Here is a 2,022-nt window from a genome sequence, read left to right as displayed (position 1 = left end):
GCCGCCGCGAACCTGGCACGGGCGGTGCGGGCGACGGGGCAACGAGTGCACGCCCTCTACCAGTGGCCGCTGACCCGGCGACAGCTCTGCGCGGACGTGGAGACCGTGCCCGTGTCGTTCGCGGCCTACGCCGCTCACGGGTTCTGACCGTGGGAAGCACGGTGACCCGGCGTGCCGGGTCCTTCACCGGCTGCAGTTCTGTCACATCGGCGACATCGCTGTGACACGGCTAGGACAGTTCCGTGACCTGCCGACGACGACCGCCGTGCAGCCTGAGCTGAGCTCAGCCCCGGGCCCGGCTCAGCCGCGCCGAGCGATGCCCGGATGCCCCACGGCCCCGTCCGCCCGCCCGAGGGGTGAGTCCGGCCCGTCCAACAGCCAGCAGTAGGTGAGGGAGCATGCGCAATCGCGAACTGGTGCTCAGTTCGATCCAGCAACACCCCAATGTGACCCGGTCACAGATCGCTGAGCTGCTGGGATTGCCCCGCACCACCGTCACCGCCGCGGTCGCGTCCCTGGTCTCGGACGGCAGGGTGGAGGAGAACCCCACCCGACCCACCCACCGACGGGGCCGACCGGCGATGCTGCTGCGTGCCAGCGAGGCCGTCCGCCTCGTCGCGGCGGTGATCGTCCACCGCCACCACGTGCGGGTGACCCTCCACGACTCCGACGCCAAGCAGTGGGGCAGCGGGCGGAGAAGCCTGGCGCAGCTCGCGGAGGGCAGTGTGCTCCCCGTCGCGCGCGCTCTCCTGGACGAGCTCCTCGCGGAGGTGCGCACCCCACTCACCCCCGTCCTCGAGCGCGTGGTGGTCGGCGTCCCCTGCTTCCCCGACCCCGAGGGACAGATCTCGATGACCACCCTGGTCGAGGAGGCGCTCTCGGACCGCACGCGGGCCGGCGTCCTCGGCGAGGCCCACCGACCCGCGCTCGTCGCCTACCACGCCAGCCTGGCCGCGCTCGGGGAGTTCGAGTTCGGCGCGGCCCGCCGGAACCCGGAGTTCGTGTACCTGAAGTGCTCGCGGAACAGCATCGGAGCCGCAGTGGTCATGAACGGCACGGTCCGCCGCAGCGGGCGGGAGCTCACCGGATCCATCGCGCACCTGCACGTCGAGGAGGACGGCCCGCCGTGCCTCTGTGGCAGGCGGGGGTGCCTGGGCAGCGTCCTGGGCCCGACACGAGCCGAGATCCCCCGTCAGCGTGACTCGGAGGACGTCGCCACCGATGAGGCCGACCGGGACGGCCGTCCCCTGTCGCGGCGCGGGCGACGCGCGCTGGGCACCACTCTCGGCCGTCTCCTCGCACCCACCTGCGCGATCCTCGAGCCACAGGCCATCGTGATCGACTCGGCTCTCCGCCCGTTCGACGACGAGATCAGAAGGGCCATGACCGCCACGCTCCGGGACCACGCCGGCCCGGCAGCCGTCCGTGGGCTGGAGATCATCACCGGTGCTCTTCCCGACGCCGAGAGCGCCGGCGCCACCGCGCTCTCCCGCCGCGCCGCGATCTGAACCGGCACCACCGGGGACCGACCGCTGTGGACAGTGGAGCGACATGGAGGACACGAAGCAGAATCGCCACCGTCGGACCGCGGGCGACCCCGAAACGATTGTCGCCGTCAGCCGTGGTTCTTCCAGAAAGCGATCGACCTCTGCTTCATCTGAGCGACGAAGTCGACTGCCGAGGGCGAATTCAGGCGGTCGAAGCATCTAGCTCAACGAGTTCGGCGAATATCTCGGAGGGCTTCTTCCAGTTGTGGATCTTACGGGGTCGGTCGTTGATATCGCAAGCCACCATCGCCAGATACTTCGGGTCCGAGGTGATTTCCGTGCCTTTCGGGAAGTACTCGCGCACGATGCGGTTGAGGTTCTCGTTGCTGCCGCGTTCCCACGGCGAGTGCGGGTGGGCGAAGTACACCGGCATCGACCCCTTGGTGACGGCGGCGTGGCCGGCCATCTCCGCCCCGCAGTCCCAGGTCAGCGAGGCCCGCATGTGGGCGGGCAGGCCACTGGTGGCGGCGATGAC

Annotated in this window: 2 protein-coding genes; one reads left to right on the top strand and one right to left on the bottom strand. The window is 70.3% G+C overall.

What is annotated here, in order from left to right; genetic code table 11:
* The first annotated feature begins 398 nt into the window (after window positions 1-398).
* Entirely contained in the window at window positions 399-1,508 is a 1,110-nt protein-coding gene (locus tag Ae331Ps2_RS22450) for an ROK family transcriptional regulator (protein WP_075306663.1), read from the top strand.
* Between the two features lie 181 nt (window positions 1,509-1,689).
* Here the strand turns inward: Ae331Ps2_RS22450 and Ae331Ps2_RS33500 are convergent.
* Window positions 1,690-2,022 (bottom strand): IS30 family transposase (locus Ae331Ps2_RS33500; protein ID WP_217695647.1); only part of this gene is annotated, 333 nt, incomplete at its 5' end.

The organism is Pseudonocardia sp. Ae331_Ps2, assembly GCF_001932405.1.
GTDB lineage: Bacteria > Actinomycetota > Actinomycetes > Mycobacteriales > Pseudonocardiaceae > Pseudonocardia.
The sequence above is the reverse complement of the archived record's forward strand: the minus strand, read 5'-3'. Positions and strand labels throughout refer to the sequence as shown.

Coding starts and splice junctions, on each gene's coding strand:
- Ae331Ps2_RS22450 (WP_075306663.1), top strand. CDS start 399: ATGCGCAATCGCGAACTGGTGCTCAGTTCGATCCAGCAACACCCCAAT.